The sequence below is a fragment of the Anaeromyxobacter sp. K genome (assembly GCF_000020805.1).
GTDB classification, from domain to species: Bacteria; Myxococcota; Myxococcia; order Myxococcales; family Anaeromyxobacteraceae; genus Anaeromyxobacter; species Anaeromyxobacter dehalogenans.
This window is the reverse complement of sequence record NC_011145.1, coordinates 3,050,447-3,069,547: the sequence shown is the minus strand read 5'-3', so window position 1 is coordinate 3,069,547 and position 19,101 is coordinate 3,050,447. Positions and strand designations below refer to the sequence as shown.

The following is a 19,101-nucleotide window of genomic DNA, read 5'->3' as shown; positions in this document are numbered from 1 at the left end:
CCGCGTCCGCAGGCCGCCGGGCGCCCGGCGCGCGTCAGCGCGCGGCCGGCGCCGCCTTCGCCGCGACGACCTCCGGCTCGAGCCCCGCGGCGCGGAGCGCGGGCACCAGCGTGGCAGCGTCGCCGGCGACGAGGACGACCTCGCGGCCGAGCGCGGCCGCCTGCGCGGCAGCCTGGACGCGCTCCGGCGTCACGGAGCGCAGCCGCTCGCCGAAGGTGTCCCACTCGTTCGGCTGGAGCCCGTGCACGAACGCGTGGGCGAGCATGCTCCCATCGCGCGCCGACGTGCCGAACTGGAGCAGGTACTCGCGGGAGACGCGCAGCTTGGCGCGCTGGAGGGCCTCGCCCTGGAGCTCGCGGGCGCCGAGCGCGGCCAGCAGCGCCGTCGCGACCGCGGCCGCGTTCGGCGCCTCGACCCGCGTGCCGAGGAACAGCGCCGCGCCGCGGACGGTGTCGACCAGCCCGGGGACGACGTCGTAGGCGAGCGCACGGCGGACCCGGAGGTCCTCGCGCGTCGCGTACGCCACGTGGTCGAGGAGCACCCGCGTGGCCGGCTCGTCGCGCGCGGCGCGGGTCGGGACGCGGAGGCCGACCGCGACCTGGGCGTCGGGCGAACCCGGGCGATCCACCACCACCACCTGCCGTCGCGCGGGCAGCGGCACCGGCGCCGGCGCGGCTGCGGACGGCGTGCCGGACATGCGCCACCCGCCGTAGAGCTGCTCGATGCGCTGCCACAGCTCCGGCGTCGGCTTCACGTTGCCGGCGATGACGAGGGAGGCGCGCTCCGGGCGGAAGGTCGCCTCGTGGAAACGCCGGGCGTCCTCGATCCGGTAGCGTCGCACGCGCGCCGCGTCCGGAACCAGGCCGTACGGCTCGCCCGGGAAGACCCGCGACAGCAGCTCGGCGTCGGCCCGCTCGCCCTCGTCCAGGGTCTCGGGGCGGCGCTTCAGCCGATCGGCGACCTCGTCGCGCAGCCGCACGAAGTAGGGTCCGTCGAGCGTCGTCTGCGACGCGCGGCACGAGAGGTTCACCAGCACGTCGTCGACCAGGTCCGACGGGTAGTGGATCCCGGCGACGAGCGCGTCCCGGTACCACCGGAGCTGGTTGAAGTCGCGGACGCGCCCGGCGCTGCCGCACGGCGAGGACTGGGCCGCGAGCCACTCCAGCTCCTCGTCGGACGGCAGCGAGTGGTCGCGCCGGAACACCAGGCGGGCGTCCACGGCGTTGAACCCCGGGCGATGGGCGATCACCACCTCGAGGCCGTTCGCGAGCCGGCGCCGTTCGGCGCCGGCGAGGTCGACCGGCAGCGCGGGGACCGCCGACACCGCGACGCCGGGCTCGTCCGGCGGAGCGCCGTGGTGGTCCACCCCGGAGGCCTGCGCCGCGTCGGGAAGCGGGCGCGCGGGCGCGCGCCCCGCGGGAACGACCAGCAGCCTCGCGGCCCGGTCGTCGCCGAGGTAGCGACCGACGTACTCCTTCGTGTCGGTGGTGAGGGACACCGCGACCTGCTTCTGCCAGCCCGCCACGAAGTCCGGCTCCCCCGTGGCGCGGAAGTAGCCGGCGGCCTCGGCGACCTCGAGCGCCTCGAGGCGGAGGTGGGCCCGGAGCAGCAGGTTGTCGCGGATCCAGCGCTTCCCCTCGAGATCGTCGCTCCCCACGCCGGCCAGGTAGCGGCGGTCGGATGCGAGCGCTGCCAGCACCGCAGGGGCGTCCTCCCGGCGCCGGAGCTCGATGCGCGCGATCACCAGCGAGACCCCGTCCTTGCGGTCGACGTCGGTGTCGTACGACCACACCAGATCCTTGTGCTCCCAGGTCAGCCACGACAGCCGGCCGCTCACGAAGTTCTCGGCGGCGAGCGCCCGCGGCCCGCCGCGATCGACCTCGCCCGGCACGGGCCAGGCGAGCCAGAGCATCGGCCGCTCCACCGGCGCCTCTCGGATCTCCAGGTCGCTGGCGATCGGGGCGTCGAGGCTCGGCCTCGGCGGACGATGGGCGGCGGGGAGCCGCGGCGGCGCGCCGTCGTTCGCGAGCGCGCCCATCGCGCGCAGGGCGCGCGCGGAGACGGACTGGGCCGCCTCGGGGCCGGTCACCACCAGGATGACGCCGGCTGGCGTGTAGTGGCGCCGCACGAACTCCCGCGCGTCCTCGAGCGTGATGCGCGTCACGCTCTCTGCCGAGGCGGCGCGCGCGTACGGGCTGCCCGGCAGGGCGCGCGCGCGGAGCCACTCGCGCTGCCCGCGCTCGTCGGCGCCGGCGTGGCGGTCCGCCATCTCCCGCATCACCACCGCCCGCTCCCGGAGGAACGCGGCCTCGTCGATGCCGGCGAGCGGATCGCGCAGCCGGTCTGCCTCGATCCGGAGGAGGTCGTCGAGCTGATCCGGCTGGCCGACGGCCAGGTAGTCGGTCGAGTCCGCCGACGTGAAGCCGTTGAACTGCACGCCCGCGGCGAGCAGCCGGGTCCAGAGGGTGGCGCCGCCGCCCGGGCGGGCGCGGAACGAGAGGTGCTCGACGAGGTGCGCCAGCCCCTCCTTGCCGGGCGGATCGCTCACGCTGCCCGCCTGGTAGGACGCGGCGACCGCCACGTTCGACATGTGCGGCATCGCGTAGGCCACCAGGCGCATGCCGGTGGGGTACGCGGCTGCGAAGCCCTCGTACGGGATGGGCTTCACCTTCTGCACCGGCTTCACCGGTGCGCAGGCGAGGGCGGCGGAGGCGGCGAGGAACGCGGCGACGAGCGGGCGCGTGCGCATCCGCCGAGGGTAGCACGCCCAGTGTTCCTGCACCGAGCGCGCGGGTGGACTGCGCGTGGAGACCGGGGAAATCCCCGGGGTCGCTCAGGCCCGCCCGTGCCGCCGCGTTCCGACCTCGACCACGTCGGCGGGATCCGCCTCGGGCACGTCGTCGGAGGGACCCGCGGTCCGGGCGCGCCGGGGGAACGCCGCGGCCGGCGCCGTCGGGCGCTGCTCGGCCTCGAGCCGCGCGAACCAGCGGGCGGCGGTGGCCTTCACGCGCGCCCAGCGCACGTCCTCCGGGCTCGCCATGGGGATGCCGCCGCGCTCGGCGCTCGCCACCGGGGCGCCGACCAGGCGCGCGCCGGCGCGGCGCTGGAACACCTCGCCGTACAGCGAGGAGTGGGTCCGCGCGCAGAACGGGCACTGGTAGTAGCGGATCGGGCTCCCAGGGGCCGACCAGCTCGTCATCACCACCTTGCAGTGCGTGCACTCGACCGCGGTTTCCATCGATGTCGGGAGATATCATCCCCGCCCGGGCGGTCAAGAAAACGTCCACGATCACGCGGGCTTTTCACGGTGCGTCCGCGACCCGGACGCGGCGCGTCGGCCGCGCGGGGCGGGACGGGGCGGTATGGTGAGGGCATGGCGACGCTGGTGAACCTGGACGGCGCGCTGGTCGCGCCGGCGGACGCGAAGGTCTCGGTGCTCGACCGCGGCTTCCTGTACGGCGACAGCGTGTACGAGGTGGTGCGCACGTACGGTGGACGGCCGTTCGAGCTCGACGCGCACCTCGCGCGGCTGGCGCGCTCGGCGGAGCGCACCGGGCTCGCGCCGCGATGGGACGGGCCGCGCACCGCGCGCGAGATCGCGCGCACCCTGGAGGCCGCGCAGTCGCTGGGCGCGCCACCCGCGCCCGCCGACGCCGCGCCGTGGAACGCGGGCGAGTGGTACGTGCGCGTGGTGATGACCCGCGGCGCGGGTGAGATCGGGCTCGACCCCGCGCTCGCGGTGGACCCGCAGGCCGTGGTCATCGTCGCGCCGCTCGCGGCGCCGCCGGCGCGCGCGTACGCCGAGGGCGTGCCGGTGGCGATCGCGAGCGTGCGCCGGGCCTCGCCCGCCGCGGTGGACCCGGCGGCGAAGACCGGCGCGCACCTCTCGCACGTGCTCGCGGTGCGCGAGGCGCGCGCCGTGGGCGCGCACGAGGCGCTCCTGCTCGACGACGCGGGGATGGTCACCGAGGGCTCGTCCTCCAACGTGTTCGCCGTCGTCGGCGGGCGCCTCCGGACGCCGCCGCTGGCGGCCGGGATCCTGGAGGGGGTGACGCGCGGCGTGGTGCTCCGGCTCGCGCGCGAGACGGGCGTGCCCGTCGAGGAGGCGCCGCTCCGCGTGGAGGCGCTGGAGTCGGCGGACGAGGCGTTCCTCACCTCGACGATGCGCGAGATCCTGCCGGTGGTGCGGGTGGGCTCGCGGCCGGTCGGGACCGGGCGGCCCGGCGCGGTCACCGAGCGGCTGCACCGGGCCTTCCGCCGGCTCGCGGGCGGGCCGCCGGGCCTCGGCCCGCCGTGAACGTCCCGCCGCCGAGGGGATCGCGCGCGGCGCCCGCCTCGTCGTAAGCTGACCCGCTCATGGGCCGACTCCTCGCCGTGCTCCTCGCCGTCGCGCTCGCCGCGGAGGCGGCCCCGACGGCGCCGGGAGCCGTCCCCGAGCCCGCCGCGCCGGCGGAGCCGCCCGCGATCCCGCCGCCGGGGCCGGCCGCGCCCGCGCTCCCGGCCGCGGAGGCCGCCGCCTCGACGCCGGTCGCGTCGACGCCCGTCGCCGCACCGGAGCCGGCCACGCCGCTCCCGCTCCCCCTACCGCCGCCCGACGCCGCGCTGCTCGCGCCGCCGCCGGCCGCCGACCTCGCCGACCCGCTGGACCTGCTCTGGGGGCACCGGCTGGAGTTCGCGCCCGGTGGCGAGCCGCTCGTCACCATCCGGCTCATGGAGGGCCAGCGCGAGATCGCGTTCCGCCCGCTCGCGCCGGCGCGCGTGCTCCTGCGCGGCGGACGCGAGCTCCGCGTGGAGGCCGGCACGCGCCTGCGGGTGCGCGCGCGAGAGGCCGTCCCGGCGGTGCTGGCCTGGCGGGCCCTGCTCGAGGAGGCGCCGCTCGCAGATCGCGCCCGGCTCGAGGCGGAGGCGCGGGCCTGGCGCGTGCGCGGCGTCCGCGCCGAGCCGCGGGTGGTGGGCGCGGTGTACGGCATCGCCGGGCGGGTGGTGGACAACCGCCGCGCGCTGCTGCTGGTGGACGGCGACGGGACGGAGGCGGGGGCGCGCGCGACCGTGGAGACGCTCCGGGCCGCGCACGGCGCACGGGCCACGCTGCACGCGACGCTGGTGGGCCGCCCGGCGGGGCGGCTCGAGCTGCTCGGCGAGGGCGGGGCGCCGCTGGGCGAGGCGGACGCCGCGCTCACGCTCGCCGTGGAGGGCGAGGCGGGCTTCCTGGTGGAGGGCGTCGAGCACGAGCACGGGCGCGGCGGGCGGGCCCGCGAGGACCGCACCTACCGCGGCCGGCTCTACCTGACGCTCGACGCCGCCGGCGCGCTCGCGGCGGTGCACGGCGTGCCGCTCGAGGAGCTGCTGCGGGGACTGGTGCCCAGCGAGATGCCGGCGTCGTCGCCGCGCGCGGCGCTGGAGGCGCAGGCGGTGACCGCCCGCTCCAACGTGCTCGCGCAGATCGGCACGCGCCACCTGACGGACCCGTTCATGCTCTGCGCCGAGGTGCACTGCCAGGCGTACCGCGGCGACGCGGCCCGCACCGGCCGCACCGACGCGGCGGTGCTCGCGACGCGCGGCGAGGCGCTGTTCGGTCGCGCCGACCGCACGCTGGTGAACGCGGTCTACTCGGCGATGTGCGGCGGCCACGGCGAGCACAACGACGCGGTGTGGGACGGGACGCCGGATCCGAGCCTGCGCGGGCGGCCCGACCTCCCGCCCGCCGCGGCGGCGCGCTGGCCGGTGGGCCTGGGCACGGACGCGCTGCTGCGCCGGTTCCTGGTGGCGGGCTCCGAGGCCTACTGCGCGCGGGCCGCGGGCGCGAGCCGCAGCCGCTTCCGCTGGACGCGCCGCCTGGACGCGGCGGCGCTGGCGCGGGTGGGCGCCGAGCTCGGGATCGGCCCGGCGACCGCGCTGCGCGTGACGGCGCGCGGGGTGTCCGGGCGCGCGCGGGAGCTGGAGGTGACGGGCGCGGCGGGCCGGGCCGAGGTCCGCGGCGAGCTGCGCATCCGCCGGCTGCTCGGCGGGCTCCCGTCGGCGATGTTCCTGATCGAGCCGGAGCCGGGCGGCGCGCTGGCGCTCCGCGGGGGCGGCTGGGGCCACGGCGCCGGGATGTGCCAGTGGGGCGCGGTGGGGCGCGCGGAGGCCGGGCAGGACCACCGCGAGATCCTCCGCGCCTACTACTCGGGCGCCGAGGTCTCGTCCATCTACTGAGTGGAGCTACCGGGTGGGCTCGAGCGGCCCCGGCCACGCGTCGGCGCGCTGCAGGTCGTGCAGCCGCGTGTAGCCCAGCTCGCGCAGCGCCTTCGCCGCGATGGCGCTCCGGCGGCCGGACCGGCAGTAGAGCACGAGGGTCGCGTCGCGATCCGGGAGCTCGCCGGGCGCGCGGCGCGCGATCTCGTCGTAGGGGACGTTGATCGCGCCGGGCGCGTGGCCCGCCGCGAACTCCTGCGGCGTGCGCACGTCCACGAGCCGGGCGCCCGCGTCCACCAGCGCCTTCGCGGTGGGGCCGTCCACCACCGGGGCGGCGGGCGGGCCGGCGGGCGCGCGGCTGCAGGCGACCAGGGCCTGAAGGACGACGACGGCGACGAGGGCGAGGCGGGATGGCGACATGGGTGGACTCCGGGAAGGCGTGGCCGGATGGCGAGAGCCGCGTCGGGGGCGCGGAGGTTCGCCGCGCCACGGGAGGGGCTCAGCGCCGATCGAGGTCGTCGAGGCGGAGCGTGTGGGTGCGGCGGCGACGGCGCACCGACAGCAGCGCGATGCCCGCCGCCACCAGCGCGAGCACGCCCACCAGGGCCTCCACCAGCGCGATGCGCTGGAGCAGCACCGGATCGCCGCCCGGCGTGCGGGCCCCGTCCCACGCCTGCCACGCCCGCACCAGCATGAACGCCCCGCCCACGAGGAGCAGCGCGGCGCGCAGCAGGACTCGCGATCGCGACAGTCGCACGGCGAGAGGTATCGCACGGAAGGCGCGCGCGCGCACGCTCGCTCGCCCGCCGCCGCGATCGGGCCGGTGCCGGCCGTCGGAGGTGGCGCCAGCTTCTCCTCGGCGGCACTCCGCCGCCCTGGAACGGAAACCGGATGGACACCGACTGCACCGTGCTCGTCATCGAGGACGACGACGAGGCCCGGGCACCCCTGTGCGAGTTCCTCGGCGCGGCCGGCTACCGCGTGCGCGCCGCCCGCGGCGGCAACGAGGCGCTGGCCGAGCTGGGCAGCGCGCCGGCGGGGGCGGTGCTGCTGGATCTGGTGATGCCCGAGCCGGACGGCTTCGAGGTGCTGCGCCGGGTGCGCGAGCGGGATCCGGCGCTCCCGGTCATCGTGCTCTCGGCGCTGTCGCAGACCGAGGACGTGGTGCGCGCCATGAAGCTCGGCGCGACCGACTACCTGCCGAAGCCGTTCGATCCCGCGGAGCTGGAGCTGGTGCTGCGCCGCGCGCTCGACGGGCGCGCGCGGGCGCGCTCCGAGACCGCGCCGGATCCCGGCACGCTGCCGCTGCTCTCCGGCGCGATGGACCGCGTCCGCGAGCTGGTCGAGCGGATCGCCGACACCGACGTGCCGGTGCTGCTGGTGGGCGAGAGCGGCGTGGGCAAGGACGTCATCGCCCGGCGCATCCACGCGGAGAGCCGGCGCGCCGCGCGGCCGTTCGTGAAGATCAACTGCGCCGCGCTGCCGGGCGAGCTGCTCGAGAGCGAGCTGTTCGGCCACGAGAAGGGCGCGTTCACCGGCGCGCACGCGGAGAAGCCGGGCAAGTTCGAGCTGGCGCACCAGGGCACCATCTTCCTCGACGAGATCGGCGAGATGGATCCGCGCCTGCAGGCCAAGCTGCTCCAGGTCCTCCAGGACGAGGAGTTCTACCGGGTGGGCGGCAAGCGGCCGGTGCGGGTGGACGCGCGCGTGGTGGTCGCGACCAACCGGAACCTCGAGCTGGCCATCCGGCAGGGCAGCTTCCGCGAGGACCTGTTCTACCGGCTGAACGTGGTCACCGTCCGCGTGCCGCCGCTGCGCGAGCGCAAGGAGGAGATCGGGCCGCTGGTCCGGCACTTCGTGCGCAAGTACCGCGAGCGCTACCAGGGCGGGCTGGAGGAGGTGCCGCCGGAGGTGATGGAGCGCTTCCACGCGTACGACTGGCCCGGGAATGTCCGCGAGCTGGAGAACCTGGTGCGCCGGCTGGTGGTGCTGCGCGACCCGGCCATGGTGCTCGGCGAGCTGGGCGCGCCCCGCGCCGCGCCCGGACCGGCGCCGGTGAACGTGGCCGCGAACCACGTGCGGCCGGGCGCCCCCGCGCTCCACGCGGCGCTCCCGGAGGACGCGCCGCTGAAGGACGTGGCGCGCCGCGCGGCGCGGATCGCCGAGCGCGAGGCCATCCTGCGCGCGCTCATGCGCACCGGCTGGAACAAGCGCAAGGCCGCGAAGCGGCTGCAGGTGAGCTACAAGGCGCTGCTCTACAAGATCAAGGACTGCGGGATCGTGGATCCGCGCGACGCCGCGACCGTCGACGAGGCCTGACCCCGGCGCCGGAGGCGCGCGGCGCGCGGGCGCCGCGGCGCGTCCTCCCCTGGCGGCGCTATGCGGCCGCCTCCTTGGTCGCGATGGTGCGGGCACGCCGCGGCCGAGGCCCCGTCCGCGCGCTCACCGCCAGGAACCCGAAGCCCAGCCCGAGCAGCACCGCCGGCTCGATCCAGGGCAGCGGGAACAGCCTGCAGATGATCATCCCGGCCCCGAACAGGCCGATCGTCCACGCCGCCGCCCTCAGCATCGGTCCCCTTCCGGCGCGCGCTGGCCAACCGCCGCCGCCGCGTCCTCCCGAACGTTCGGGCGCCCAGGCGCGCGCGGCAACGCGGGCACGCCGGTTCCGCGCGCGAGGAAAAACATTCGCCTGCGCCGCCCGCGCGGTTCCGCGACGCCGTGCGCCCGGCCGCGCGGCCAGGCCCGGACCGCCCGCCGAGCGGCGTTTCCCCGGGCGGCCGGTGCCGCGCCGGGGCGCATGGCATGCGCCGTGCTCGGTGCGAGCGCGTCCGATTGGCGGAGAGCCGCACCGGGGGAACGGAATGGCGCGTGGCAACGTGGCGATGACGGCGGTCCTGCTCCTGTCTGCGGCGTGCGCGGGGAAGAGCGCATCCGAACGGGCCGGCACGCGCCCCGACGCGGGCGAGTACCGCATCGGGCGCGAGGACGTGCTCGAGGTGGTGGTGTGGCACGAGCCGGAGCTGACCCGCGTGGTGCCGGTGCGCCCCGACGGGCGCATCTCGCTCCCGCTCGCCGGCGAGGTGGAGGCGGCGGGGAAGACGCCCGCGGAGCTCCAGACCGGCCTCAGCAAGGCGCTCGGGACGTACATCAAGGACCCGGCGGTGGCCGTGCTGGTGCGCGAGATCAACGCGTCCCGCGTGTTCGTGCTGGGCGAGGTGGCGCGGCCGGGCGGGTTCCCGCTGCGCGGCCCTGTGTCGGTGGTCCAGGCCATCGCGCTGGCGGGGGGCCGCACGCCCTACGGCGGCGACGAGGTGGTGTGGCTCCGGCAGAAGCCGGACGGCGGCGCGGATCGCGTGCGGCTGTCCTTCGACGATCTGGTGAAGGGGGAGGCGGCGGGTGCGCTCTGGCTCAAGGGCGGCGACGTCCTGTACGTGCCGTAGGGCGGCGCGGTCTCCGGCCGAGCGCGGGCGAGGACGGGCGATGGGTGCGAGGCGCGGGCTCGGGATCGCGGTGCTGTGGGCCGCGCTCCTGGCGCCGGCCGCGCGGGTGGCGGCGGTGACGGTGGCGGAGCCGATCGCCCGTCTCTCCCTGGAGGGCGGCTACGACACGAACGCGCTCTACCTCGGGCAGGGCGGCGATCGCACGGGGCGGATCTCGCCCGACGTGGGCTTCCGGCTCCTCGACCACCTCTTCAAGCTCACCGCGACGTACGGCGGGGACTGGCTGGTCTACGAGCGCCTCGCGTCGCACGGGATCTGGAACCACCGCGGCGCGCTCGATCTGGACGCGGCCCCCACGCAGCGGACGCGGGTCACCGCGTCGGCGCGCGGCGGCTACGCGTTCGACCCGGTCGGCCTGGCGCAGATGGGCATCTTCCGCACGGGCCAGCGCTCCGCCTGGACCGTGCAGGGGCGCGGACGCGCCGAGTGGGACGCCTCGCGACGGCTCGAGCTGGCGGTGACCGCGACGGAGCGGACGGTGGTCTTCTCCGACCGGAGCGGCGGCGCGATGCACGCCCCCGGCGCGGAGGCGCTGTGGCACGCGAGCGAGCGGCTCGCGGTGGGCGCGGCGTACGCGGCGGGCGTGTTCCAGGGCTTCGACCCGACCGGCGACTCGCTGGCGTGGTCGCAGGGGCTCCGCGCCAGGGCCCGGTACCGGATCACCCGCATGCTGGAGGTGGACGGGTACGCGGGGCCCGCCATGTGGATCGGCAACCGCGACCAGGCGCTGGTGCCCGAGGCGGGGGCGGAGCTCCGGCTGGCGCGGCGCGAGATGGACCTGCGCGTGGCCGTCGCGCACGGCCTGGGGATCGGCTCCACCGCGCGCCCCGGCCTGGTGGACTCGGCGGAGGTCGGCGTGGTGCGCAGGTTCGGTCTGCGCTTCGACGTGCGAGGCGACGGTGGGATCTGGCACTCCGGCGAGGTCCCGAGCGGGAGGAACTCGACGCTCGGGTACGCGGCGGCCGGTGAGGCCGGGATGATGGTGGGGGGCGGGGTCCGCGTCGCCCTCGGCGTGACGCACTTCGCGCGGATCGACGATCCGTCGGCGGACCTCCGGAGGACCACCGTGGGCATCCGGCTCGGGTGGACGCTGCCGGCGCGGTGAGGGGATACGGGACATGGAGCGGACCTACACGATTCACGACCTGTTCGCGGCGCTCCGGCGGCGGAAGGTGATCGCGCTGGTGGTGTCGGTCATCGTGCTCGCCACCGGGGCGGCGCTCGCGCTGCTCACGCCGGCCGAGTACACGGCGTCCTCCACCGTGCAGATCGAGCCGCGGCGGCTCCCGGTGGACTTCTTCCCGGCCCAGGGCGTCGCGCCCTTCGAGGACCGGATGCGGACGATCAAGCACGGCATCCTGGCGCGGCCGGTCCTGGAGAAGGTCGTGAAGGAGACCGACTTCTTCCCGGACCTGCGCGGCGACCTCGACCAGGCGGTCGAGAAGCTGCGGCGGCAGGTCGAGGTCCGGCTCGAGGGCGAGGTGCCCGGCGGCCCGCCCGCGCTGCTGTTCGTGGTGGAGGTGCGGGGCGCCGATGCACGCAAGGTGAAGGCGGCGGCGGAGCTGCTCCCGCGCTTCTACGAGCAGATGACCCGCGAGGTGCTGGCCAGCCAGGCGCGCGCGCTGCGCGAGACGCTCGACGCGCAGACGACCGAGATGTCGAAGGCGCTCGCCGACCACGAGCGCAAGATCCTCGGCTTCAAGCTGGAGCACGCCGCCGAGCTGCCGGAGATGATCGACACGAACGCGCGCGCCGCCGCGCGGGCCCAGGCGCTGGTGGAGATGCACCTGTCCGCGATCGCCGACGCCCGGCGCCGGCGCAACACGGTGCTGGCGTCGATCCCGGAGGGCCCGAGCGCGCCCGGCATGAGCGAGGCCGCGCTCGACGCCGCGCAGCGGCGGGTGCAGGCGGCCGAGGCGGCCTACGGGCCGGAGCACCCCGACGTGCGCCGCGCGCGGCGCGAGCTGAACGAGGCGAAGGGGCGGCGCGACGAGGAGGTCGAGGGCTACCGCAAGGGCCGCGTCGCGGAGCAGCTGGCCCGCCTCGACGAGGAGGTCTCGGAGCACCAGCAGGCGCTGACCGGGCTGCAGGCCGAGCTGGCCTCGTACCAGAAGCGGGTCGAGGCCGCGCCGCGCTGGGGGCAGGAGCTGGCGGCGCGCTCGCGCGACTACGAGGTGCTGCGGGCGAAGTACGTCTCGACGGTCTCCCGGCGCGCCGACGCCGCCGCCGCCGAGCAGCTGCTCGCCGCCGACGGCCAGGCGCTGTTCCGCGTCATCGAGCCGGCGCTCGCGCCGACGCGCCCGTCGGCGCCGGATCGCGGGCGGATGCTGCTGCTGGCGCTGCTCGCCAGCGTCGCGGCCGGCCTGGCCGCGGCCGGCCTGGCGGAGTGGCTCGACGGCTCCATGCGCGGTCCGGAGGACGCCGCCGCGCTGGGGGTGCCGGTCCTCGCCGCCATCCCGCGCATCGGTCCCCGCAGCCACGCGTCGTGAACCCCTCACCCGGAGCGAACGCCATGATCCCCGCCGAGACGCTGAACGCCGCCTTCCCGACCCTCGCGCCGGAGAGCCGCCTGGTCGCGCTCGACGCGCCGGCCTCGGCGGCCGCCGAGCAGTACCGCGTCCTGTACCAGCGCCTGCTCCGCCTGGCCGCGCGCCGGCCGCTGCGCGTGCTGGCGATCACCTCCGCCGGGCGCGGCGAGGGGCGGACCACCACCGCCGCCAACCTGGCGCTCACCGCCGCGCAGGAGGGGCGCGCGACGGTGCTGGTCGAGGCCGACCTGCGCCGGCCGGTGCTGGCGGCGCGGTTCGGGCTGGCGCCGCGGGCCGGGCTGGCCGAGGTCCTGGAGGGCGCCGCCGAGCTGGCGCAGGCGGTGGTGCGGGTCGGGCCGCTGGCGGTGCTGTGCGCCGGCGATCCGCGGGATCCGGCCCAGGCGCTGCGGAGCCCGCGCGCCGTCGCGATCATGGAGCAGCTCCGCGCCGCCTACGAGCACGTCATCCTCGACGCGCCGCCGGCGCTGGCCGGCGCGGACGGCGACCGCCTGGTGCAGGCGGCCGACGCGGCCCTGCTGGTGGTGCGCTCGGGGGCCACGCCGCGCCAGGTGGTGCGGCTCGCGCTCGACGCGCTGGGCGAGCGCGCCGCCGGCGTGGTGCTGAACGCGGTGGACGCCGGCGCGGTGGCGCACGGGCGCTGGATCTACGGGGACGCGTCCGCGGTCGCGCCGCCGCCCGTGCCCGTGCCCGAGGTCCGGCGCGCAGAGCCGCTGTGACCGCCGCCGCGCTGGTCGGGGTGGATCGCGAGGTGGGGGGCGGCGCCGGCCCGGCGTTCGCGGGCGGCTTCGCGCTCGCGGTCGCGCTGGCGGTCGCCGCCGTGGCCGTCGCGCGCCTGCTCGCGCGGCGGCGGTCGTCGCACCGGGGCGCAGCGGCGATGAGGAGGGCTTCTCGCGGGTGATGTGCGGAACGCCGGCAGATCCCAGCTTTCCGTGGGGCCGCGGGGGCGGTCGGGGGGAGGGTGGGTGGTCCGGGTCTTCAATCACTGGTTCTCGCCGCGGAAGGCGTTCTACTTCTTCGCGGAGGAGACCGTCCTCGTGCTGGCGCTGCTCGCGGGCGCGTCGCTGGGGCCGGTCGCGGCGCAGGCCACCGGCGCCACCGCGCCGATCGCGCCGGCCGTGCTGCGCGCCGGCCTCGCCTCGCTGTTCTTCGCGGGCGCGCTCTACCTCGGCGATCTCTACGACCTGCACGCGGCGGTGCGCGATCGCGCCGACGGGCGGCGGCTGCTCCGGGCGCTCGGCGTCGCGACCATCGCGCTGGCGGTCGCCGACCTCTCGCTCCACCTCGTGCTCCCGGGCTGGATGCTGCACCGCTCGGTGGTGCTCGCCGCGGCGGGCGGCGCGCTCGGCGTCATCGGCGCCCGCGCGCTGATGCCGGCGGTGGTGGGGGCGCCCACCCGCGTGCTGTTCCTGGGGGCAGGGCCGCGTGCGCGCGACCTGGCCCGGGCGGTGGAGCGCGAGGCGGACGGCCTGTGGGCGGTGGCCGGGTTCGTGGTGCCGGAGGGCAGCCGCGCGCCGGCGGTGGTGCCGCCGGAGGCGCTGCGGCAGGGGGCGGTGCTGGAGGTGGTCCGTCAGGCGCGGGCGCAGGTGGTGGTGGTGGCCATGGAGGACCGGCGCGAGGGGCTGCCGGTGGACGCGCTGCTGGCGCTGCGCACCCGCGGCCTGCGGGTGGTGGACGACGTGGGCTTCGCGGAGGCCACGCTGCAGCGCATCCCGCTGGCGCTGGTGCGCCCCAGCGCGCTCATCTTCGACGAGGGCTTCCGGGTCTCGCGCCTGACCCGCACCGTGAAGCGGGCGCTCGACCTGGGCGTGTCCGCGGTGGGCCTGCTGATCGGCGCGCCGGTGATGGCCGCGGTGGCCGCCGCGATCTGGCTCTCCGACGGCCGGCCGGTGCTGTACTCGCAGGAGCGCACCGGCCGCGGGGGCCGCGCGTACCGCATCTGGAAGTTCCGCACCATGCGCCGCGACGCCGAGAAGCTCGGCGCCGCCTGGGCGACCGACGACGATCCGCGCGTCCTGCCGGTGGGACGCTTCCTGCGGCGCGCCCGGCTGGACGAGCTCCCGCAGCTCTGGAACGTGCTCGGCGGGCAGATGAGCCTGGTCGGCCCGCGGCCGGAGCGCGCCGTGTTCCTGTCCGAGCTGAAGGCGCGGTGGCCGCTGTTCGCGCTGCGCGAGCTGGTGAAGCCCGGGCTGACGGGCTGGGCGCAGCTCCGCTACGGCTACGGCTCGACCATGGAGGAGCAGGCGAAGAAGCTCGAGTACGACCTGTACTACATCAAGAACACCACCCTGTTCCTCGACCTGGTGTGCCTGCTCGCCACGGCGAAGGTGGTGCTGCTGGGACGGGGGGCGCGATGAGGGTGCTCGAGGACACGGTGGACCGCCTCGCGGCGGTGCCGGCGGCGCGGCCGCTGCGCGTGGTGGCGGCGGGCGGCGGCACCGGGCTGCCGCGGGTCCTGGCCGGGCTGGCCGGGGGCGTGGACGAGGACGGCCGCCGGCTGGCGGTGACCGCGCTCGTGACCACCGCCGACGACGGCGGGAGCTCGGGCGAGCTGCGGCGCCGCTACGGGGTCCCCGCCACCGGCGACGTGCGCCGCTGCCTGGTGGCGCTGGCCGGCGGCCTCAGCCCGCTCGCGGCGCTGTTCCAGCACCGCTTCGACGGCGCCGGCGCCCTGGCCGGCCACACCGTCGGCAACGTGGTCCTCACCGCGCTGGCGCAGCAGCACGGCGACTTCGCCCGGGCTGTGGAGGCCGCCGCGGCGATGCTGGGCGCCCGGGGCCGGGTGGTGCCGGCGGCGGACGGCCCGGTGGAGCTGATCGCCTCGCTGGACGACGGGCGCGAGGTGCTGGGGGAGTCGGCCATCGCCGCCGCGGGCGGGCGGGTGGCCGGGGTCCGGCTGGCGCGACCGGCCCCGGCGCCGCGCGAGGCGCTCGAGGCCATCCTCGAGGCCGACCTGGTGGTGCTCGGGCCCGGCAGCCTGTACTCGAGCGTGCTCGCGAGCCTGCTCCCCGACGGCGTGGCCGAGGCGCTCCGCGCCACCGCCGCCACGCGCGTCCTCTGCGTGAACCTGGTGACCGAGCCGGGCGAGACCGACGGGCTGGACGCGGCCGCGCACCTGCGGGCGGTGCAGCGTCAGGCGGGCGAGGTGGTGGACGTGGCGCTGGTGCACCGCGGGCCGCAGCCGGCGGCCCACCGCGCGGCGCTCGAGGCCCGCAACGCCCGGCCGGTGGAGGTGGACCGCGCCGCGCTCGAGGCGCTCGGGGCGGTGCCGGTGGCGGCGGACCTCGCCTCGGCCTCCGAGCCCGGCCGCCACGATCCCCAGAAGCTCGCCGGAGCGCTGCTCGCGCTCGCGCGCGCCCGCTAGAGGACCCCCGACCCCATGCCCGGCACCGCCACGCTCCCCGTCGCGCCCGCGCCCCGCCGCCTCCCGTATCGCGTCGAGGCGCTGGAGGGGCGCGCCGCGTTCGACGCGCTCGAGGCCGAGTGGAACGCGCTGCTCGCGCGCGGCCCGGTGGACCTCCCGTACGTGCGCCACGAGTGGCTCGCCGCCTGGCTGGACGCGTTCGCGCCGCGCGCGCGGCTCCGGGTGCTGGTGGCGCGGGATCCGCGCGGCGGCGCGGCCGGCTTCGCGCCGCTCCTCGAGGAGCGGCGCAGCGGCGCGATCTGGCTGGTGGCGCCCGCGAACGACCACTCCTGCCGCGTGGAGTGGGCGCTCGGCCCGGACGCCTCCGGCGCGGCGGCGGCGCTGTGGGGCCACCTGCGCGACCGGCTGCGCTGGGACGCGCTCCTGCTCCGAGACCTGCCGCGCGACGGCCCGACCTCGACGCTGCTCGAGCCGCTCGCGCGCGCGGACGGCCACCTCACCGGGCGCTGGGAGTCGCTGCGCACGCCGTGGATCGCGCTGGGCGGGGAGGGCGCGGAGGCGCGCACCTCGTCGAAGTTCCGCGCCAACCTGCGGCGCCGCGCGCGGCGGCTGGGCGAGATGGGCGCGGTGGCGGTGCGGCGCGAGGACGGCCGCGGCGACCTGCAGGGCGCGCTGCGCGAGCTGTTCGCGCTGGAGGCCGCCGGGTGGAAGGGCGCGCGCGGCACCGCCATCGCCGCCGACCCGCGCACGGTGGCGTTCTACCGCCGGGTGGCCGGGGACGCGGCCCGCCGCGGGGCGCTCGCGATCCGCGCGCTCACCCTCGACGGCCGCGCGGTGGCGGCCCAGCTCGGGCTGGTGCACCGCGGCGTCTACGCGCTGCCCAAGATCGCCTACGACGAGTCGCTCGCGCAGGTGTCGCCCGGCCAGCTCCTCCACCGCGAGGTGGTGGCGGAGTGCGAGGCGCAGGGCCTGGCCGAGCTGGACTTCCTCGGGCCGGACATGCCCTGGAAGCGCGACTGGGAGCCCCGGCACAGGCCCCATGACTGGCTCTACGTGTACCGACCGTCGATCGCCGGCCGGGCCATGCACACGTTGAAGCACCGGGTGCGCCCGGCGGTGAAGGAGGCCCTCTCGTGGTGGCGGTGAGCCGAGCGATGGCGCTGCGGGGCGGGACGGCGGCCGGACCCGCGCGGCGGCGCTACATCCCGGCGCTGCCCACGCTCTGGCCGGGGATGCTCTCGCCGCTGGCGGCCGACCGGCCGCCGCCCTTCCCGTTCGGCGCCCCGCGCATGGTGCCCTTCTACTTCGCGCGGAACGCGGTGTTCCACGCGGTGCGGCTGCTCGGGCTGGCGGGGCGCGAGGTGCTGGTGCCCGCGTACCACCACGGCGTGGAGATCTCGGCCCTCGCCGCCGCCGGCGCCATCCCGGTGTTCGTGCGCGTGGACGGCCGCATGCGGCTCGATCTCGAGGACCTGGAGGCGCGCCGGGGGCCGCGCACCGGCGCGATCTACGTCATCCACTACGCCGGGTTCCCGCAGCCCATGGACGAGATCCGGACGCTGGCGCGGCGGGCGGGGCTGCCGGTCATCGAGGACTGCGCGCTCTCGCTCCTGTCCGCGGAGGGGACGCGCCCGCTCGGATCCACCGGCGACCTCTCGATCTTCTGCTTCTACAAGGCGCTCCCGGTGCCGAACGGCGGGGCCCTGGTGGTGAACGCGCCGGGCATCGCCGCCGAGCTGCCCGAGCCCGAGGCCGCGCCGCTCGCCTCGACGCTGTCGCACGCGGCCGGCGCGCTGCTCGCGAACGCGGCGTTCCGGCTCGGGGAGACCGGGGTGGCGCTCCGGGCCGCCGCGCGCGGCGTGGTTCGCGCGGCGCGCGGCACGTCCGGCCGGCTCCGCCCCGTCTCCACCGGCACGAGCACGTTCGACCCGGGCGCGGTGGGGCTGGGGATGAGCGGGCTCTCCGCCGCCATCGCCCGGCGCCTGGACGCGCGCGCCATCGTGGACGCGCGGCGCCGGAACTACTTCCTGCTGCTGGGGCGCCTCCGCGAGCTCGCGCCGCCGCCGTTCACCGAGGTGCCCGCGGGCGCCGCGCCGCTGTTCTACCCGCTGCCCTGCGACGACAAGGCGGCGGTGCGCTCGCGCCTGGCCGCGCGCGGCATCGAGACGGTGGACTTCTGGCGCACCGGCCACCCGCTCTGCCCGCCCGAGGCGTTCCCGGAGGTGGCGGCGCTGCGCCGGCGCGTGCTGGAGCTGCCGGTCCACCAGGACCTCCAGCCGGAGGACATGGCCTACCTGGCGGCCTGCGTCCGCGAGGCGCTCGAGTGACGGCGCCCGCGCGGTCGTCGCCCCTGGAGGTCCGGTGCTCGACGGCCCCGGCGCGGCTCGACGCGCTGCGGCCCGAGTGGTCGGCGCTGCTCGATCAGGCCGGCGTGCCGAGCCCGTTCCTGTCCTGGGAGTGGCTCGCGACCTGGCGGCGGCACTTCGGGGCGCGGCGGCCGCTCCGGATCCTCGAGGCGCGCGACGCGAGCGGCGCGCTGGCCGGCCTGCTGGTGCTGTGCGGCCGGCCGGGGCTCGGCGCGCGCCGGTGGCAGCTGCTCGGCAACGGGATCACCGGCGCCGACGGGCTCGACGTGCTGGCGCGTCCCGCCGAGGCGTCGGCCGTGCGGGCGGCGATCGCGGCCGCCGCGCTCGAGCTGGAAGGCTGGGACGCGCTCGAGCTCGAGGACCTCCCCTGCGGCTCGCCCACGGTCGCGGCGCTCCGGGCCGCCGCGGCGGCGCGCGGCGTGCGGGCGCGGGTGGAGCGGCGCTTCGCCTGCCCCGGGTTCGCGGTGGCGGGGAGCTGGGAGGCGCACCTGCGCGGCATCCGGCGGCGCGAGACGTTCGGCCGGCGCGCGCGCTGGCTGGCGCGGCAGCCGGGCTTCCGGATCGAGGTCGCCACGCGCCCGGAGGAGGCGGCCGCCGCCATGGCCGACTTCCTGCGCCTGCACCGGCTCCGCTGGGCCGGGGAGGGCGGCTCCTACGGCATCCCCCCCGGCGCCCCGGAGGCGTTCCACCTCGAGGTGGCGCCGCTGCTGGCCGCGCGCGGGTGGCTGCGCCTGTACCGGCTGCTCGTGGACGGCGAGGCCATCGCCGCGGTCTACGGCCTCGAGGCCGGGCGGCGCTTCCTCTACTATCAGTCCGGCTACGATCCGCGCTGGTCGGCGCGCAGCCCGGGCATGGTGCTGGTCGGGCGCACGGTGGAGGACGCGTACGCGCGCGGCCTCGCCGACTACGACTTCCTGCGCGGCGAGGAGCCGTACAAGCTGGACTGGGCGGCCGACCGTCGCGAGACCTGCGCGGTGCGCCTGCGCGCGCCCTCGCTGCGGGCGGGGACCGCCGCCGCGGCCGAGGAGGCGTACCGGGCCGCGCGCCGCCTGGCGCGGCGCGTGGCGCCGGAGCGGCTCTGGGGCGCCCTGCAGCGGGCGCGCCGCGCGCGCGAGGTGAACGCGGGGGCGGCGCCGTAGGCGTCCCCGGGG

18 protein-coding genes are annotated in these 19,101 nt (G+C 77.6%); 13 read left to right on the top strand and 5 right to left on the bottom strand.

All coding sequences use genetic code 11. The annotated features are described in order from the left end of the window. Positions 1-34: 34 nt before the first annotated feature. Positions 35-2,749 (bottom strand): pitrilysin family protein, encoded by a 2,715-nt coding sequence (locus ANAEK_RS13815; RefSeq protein WP_012526751.1) that lies wholly within the window; start codon positions 2,747-2,749, stop codon positions 35-37. Between the two features lie 84 nt (positions 2,750-2,833). Further along, positions 2,834-3,238 carry a hypothetical protein gene (locus ANAEK_RS13810; protein WP_012526750.1) on the bottom strand — a complete coding sequence of 135 codons (405 nt, stop codon included), beginning with the start codon at positions 3,236-3,238 and terminating at the stop codon, positions 2,834-2,836. A 135-nt stretch (positions 3,239-3,373) separates the two neighbouring features. Here ANAEK_RS13810 and ANAEK_RS13805 point away from each other — a divergent pair, with 135 nt between their 5' ends. Together ANAEK_RS13805 and ANAEK_RS13800 are read left to right on the top strand one after the other, a co-directional pair. Continuing rightward, a complete protein-coding gene (locus ANAEK_RS13805; protein WP_012526749.1) occupies positions 3,374-4,297 on the top strand; it encodes an aminotransferase class IV in 924 nt (307 codons plus the stop codon). 59 nt (positions 4,298-4,356) lie between these two features. Next, the gene (locus ANAEK_RS13800) at positions 4,357-6,195 is read left to right on the top strand and encodes a SpoIID/LytB domain-containing protein (protein WP_012526748.1); all 1,839 of its coding nucleotides are present in this window, start codon (positions 4,357-4,359) and stop codon (positions 6,193-6,195) included. Positions 6,196-6,201: 6 nt separating this feature from the next. On the opposite strand, the gene ANAEK_RS13795 is transcribed toward ANAEK_RS13800, so the two are convergent. Together ANAEK_RS13795 and ANAEK_RS13790 are read right to left on the bottom strand one after the other, a co-directional pair. Then, complete coding sequence (locus tag ANAEK_RS13795; RefSeq protein WP_012526747.1) at positions 6,202-6,594, bottom strand: rhodanese-like domain-containing protein; 393 nt, start codon at positions 6,592-6,594, stop codon at positions 6,202-6,204. A 79-nt stretch (positions 6,595-6,673) separates the two neighbouring features. Further along, entirely contained in the window at positions 6,674-6,931 is a 258-nt protein-coding gene (locus ANAEK_RS13790; RefSeq protein WP_041454072.1) for a hypothetical protein, read from the bottom strand. Positions 6,932-7,065: 134 nt separating this feature from the next. Here ANAEK_RS13790 and ANAEK_RS13785 point away from each other — a divergent pair, with 134 nt between their 5' ends. Continuing rightward, on the top strand, positions 7,066-8,493 hold the full coding sequence (locus ANAEK_RS13785) for a sigma-54 dependent transcriptional regulator (RefSeq protein WP_012526745.1): 1,428 nt from the start codon (positions 7,066-7,068) through the stop codon (positions 8,491-8,493). A gap of 58 nt (positions 8,494-8,551) precedes the next feature. Here ANAEK_RS13785 and ANAEK_RS13780 read toward each other — a convergent pair whose 3' ends face one another. Continuing rightward, complete coding sequence (locus ANAEK_RS13780; protein WP_012526744.1) at positions 8,552-8,743, bottom strand: hypothetical protein; 192 nt, start codon at positions 8,741-8,743, stop codon at positions 8,552-8,554. A 292-nt stretch (positions 8,744-9,035) separates the two neighbouring features. Between ANAEK_RS13780 and ANAEK_RS13775 the strand changes: the two genes are divergently transcribed. The 10 genes from ANAEK_RS13775 (at position 9,036) to ANAEK_RS13730 (ending at position 19,089) form a co-directional block, all read left to right on the top strand. Next, complete coding sequence (locus ANAEK_RS13775) at positions 9,036-9,614, top strand: polysaccharide biosynthesis/export family protein (protein WP_012526743.1); 579 nt, start codon at positions 9,036-9,038, stop codon at positions 9,612-9,614. A gap of 40 nt (positions 9,615-9,654) precedes the next feature. Beyond that, positions 9,655-10,779, top strand: a complete 1,125-nt coding sequence (locus ANAEK_RS13770; protein WP_012526742.1) for a hypothetical protein — start codon at positions 9,655-9,657, stop codon at positions 10,777-10,779. Positions 10,780-10,792: 13 nt separating this feature from the next. Then, the gene (locus ANAEK_RS13765) at positions 10,793-12,163 is read left to right on the top strand and encodes a Wzz/FepE/Etk N-terminal domain-containing protein (RefSeq protein WP_012526741.1); all 1,371 of its coding nucleotides are present in this window, start codon (positions 10,793-10,795) and stop codon (positions 12,161-12,163) included. 23 nt (positions 12,164-12,186) lie between these two features. Further along, positions 12,187-12,939, top strand: a complete 753-nt coding sequence (locus ANAEK_RS13760; RefSeq protein ID WP_012526740.1) for a CpsD/CapB family tyrosine-protein kinase — start codon at positions 12,187-12,189, stop codon at positions 12,937-12,939. Continuing rightward, the gene (locus tag ANAEK_RS23355; protein WP_012526739.1) at positions 12,936-13,121 is read left to right on the top strand and encodes a hypothetical protein; all 186 of its coding nucleotides are present in this window, start codon (positions 12,936-12,938) and stop codon (positions 13,119-13,121) included. Before ANAEK_RS13760 ends, ANAEK_RS23355 begins: the two co-directional genes overlap by 4 nt. Before the next feature lie 64 nt (positions 13,122-13,185). Further along, positions 13,186-14,577: an exopolysaccharide biosynthesis polyprenyl glycosylphosphotransferase gene (locus ANAEK_RS13750; protein ID WP_012526738.1), complete on the top strand. Its 1,392-nt coding sequence runs from the start codon at positions 13,186-13,188 to the stop codon at positions 14,575-14,577. Beyond that, a complete protein-coding gene (yvcK, locus tag ANAEK_RS13745) occupies positions 14,574-15,584 on the top strand; it encodes a gluconeogenesis factor YvcK family protein (RefSeq protein WP_012526737.1) in 1,011 nt (336 codons plus the stop codon). Before ANAEK_RS13750 ends, yvcK begins: the two co-directional genes overlap by 4 nt. A 15-nt stretch (positions 15,585-15,599) precedes the next feature. After that, the gene (locus ANAEK_RS13740) at positions 15,600-16,730 is read left to right on the top strand and encodes a GNAT family N-acetyltransferase (protein ID WP_012526736.1); all 1,131 of its coding nucleotides are present in this window, start codon (positions 15,600-15,602) and stop codon (positions 16,728-16,730) included. Beyond that, positions 16,721-17,911, top strand: a complete 1,191-nt coding sequence (locus tag ANAEK_RS13735; RefSeq protein ID WP_012526735.1) for a DegT/DnrJ/EryC1/StrS family aminotransferase — start codon at positions 16,721-16,723, stop codon at positions 17,909-17,911. Before ANAEK_RS13740 ends, ANAEK_RS13735 begins: the two co-directional genes overlap by 10 nt. After that, entirely contained in the window at positions 17,908-19,089 is a 1,182-nt protein-coding gene (locus ANAEK_RS13730; RefSeq protein WP_012526734.1) for a GNAT family N-acetyltransferase, read from the top strand. Before ANAEK_RS13735 ends, ANAEK_RS13730 begins: the two co-directional genes overlap by 4 nt. Positions 19,090-19,101 lie beyond the last annotated feature (12 nt).